This is a genomic window from Pseudomonas sp. EGD-AK9 (genome assembly GCF_000465935.2).
In the GTDB taxonomy this organism is placed as follows: domain Bacteria; phylum Pseudomonadota; class Gammaproteobacteria; order Pseudomonadales; family Pseudomonadaceae; genus Aquipseudomonas.
This window is the reverse complement of the sequence record NZ_AVOF01000521.1, coordinates 1-1,600: the sequence shown is the minus strand read 5'-3', so window position 1 is coordinate 1,600 and position 1,600 is coordinate 1. Positions and strand designations below refer to the sequence as shown.

1 protein-coding gene and 1 pseudogene are annotated in these 1,600 nt (G+C 70.1%); both read right to left on the bottom strand.

Annotated elements, in window-relative coordinates:
* The coding region (locus N878_RS19940) for a BatD family protein (protein ID WP_021445314.1) at positions 1 to 1,307 on the bottom strand (1,307 nt) is incomplete at its 3' end.
* A pseudogene (locus N878_RS29130) lies at positions 1,304 to 1,600 on the bottom strand (hypothetical protein); the annotation flags it as partial. The pseudogene N878_RS29130 and the gene N878_RS19940, both read right to left, overlap by 4 nt.

Sequence of the window (1,600 nt, the reverse complement as noted above, 5' to 3'; positions counted from 1 at the left end):
TGGCGCCGGGCGTGCCACCACAGGCCGAAACCGAGCAGGCTGGTGCCGGCGAGCAGGGCGCAGGCCAGCTGCCAGGGCCACAGCGGCGGGCCTTCGAGCACCTGTGTGGTCACCACGCTGGGGCTGGCCGGCTCGTCGCTGTGCAACTGCGGGTTTTCCGCCACCTGCAGGGTGCGCGCGGGCAGGGCGGTGCGTTCCAGGCTGTCGGTCTGGGTGTTCCACCACAGCACCTCCAGCGCCGGCAGCTCGAAGCTGCCGCTGCGGCTCGGCACCAGCGCCTCGCGGTCTTCGCGACTGCCGATGATGCCGGTTTCGCTGCGCTGGTCGCTGAGCTGCGGCTGATCCGGATAACGGCGCAGGCCGTCGACCTGGGTGGCGGGCAATGGCGGCAACTGGGCGCTGGACAGGCCATCGACCTTGAGGATCAGGCGGCGGGTCAGCGACTCGCCGACCCGGCTCTGTCCCGGCTGCGGGTTCCAGGTTTCCGCCAGGCCCAGGGCGCGTGCCGGCAGCCAGGGGGCGTCGGCCGGGTACTCGGCCGGCTTGGCTTTGACCTGCAGCGGGATGTCCGGTGATTTGACCCGCGACACCTTGCCGGCGCGCGGGCCGAAGGGCAGGAAGTCGTCGCCGCGCGAGCGGTCGACCAGGGTGGCGCTGAACACCTGACCGGGGATGCTCAGCTCGCCGCTGCGCTGCGGGTAGATGGCGTACTGCAGCTCGATCACGCCGTGGCGCACGCCGCCGATGGTCTTCTCGTAGGTGCGCGGCTCGCCCAGTTGCTCGATGCGTGCATCCTGCATCTGCAGCGGGGTCAGGCTGCTGTCGTCGTACATCGACACCGAGTGGTAGATGCGCAGGGTCAGCACGGCCTGGGCCTGCACGTAGACGCTGTCCTGATCCAGGCTGGCGTCGATGAACACCGGCGCCAGCTTCTCGCCGTTGCCCGGCTCGCCGGTCGCCTGCACCTGCAGGGTGATGGGCAGGGTTTCGGCATCTTCCAGGCGGATCGGCGGGATCACCACCTCGCCGCTGTGTTTGGGTTGCAGGGTGAGGATCCAGCGTGTGGCAGCGCGCGGCGTGTCGCCGAGGTTGCTCAGGCGGTTGACCTGGCGACTGCCGAGGATTTCGAAGTGCTCGTCCAGCGGGCTCAGGTCCGGCCGGCCGAAACGGGTCGGGTCGGTGGACTCGAGGGTCAGCACCACGGTCTCGCCTTCGTTCAGGCGGGTGCGGTCGACGCTGGCGAAGAAGGCCTCGGCGCTGGCCTGGCTGGCCAGCAGGAGAAGGAGCAGCGTGGCTAGACGCTTCATCGGGAGGGTTCCTGACGCTGTTGCTGTTCGTACCAGAATTTTCGCCGCAACAGCTCGGCCGGGTCGTCCGGAATCTGTCGCAGCCATTGTTCCAGCGCTTGCTGGCGCTCGTCGGCCGAGCCCAGCTGTTCTTCCGCCAGCGGGCCTTCGGCGGTGCCGGTATCCGCCGCTGCTTCGTCGCCCGGCGCTGTCGAGGCGGCGTTGTCGTCACTCTCGCCCGGCTGCGGCTCGCCGTTGTCGCCCGCTTCGCCCGGGCGGTTCGCTTGCGCCGGTTGGCTCGGCGGCGGCTCGGC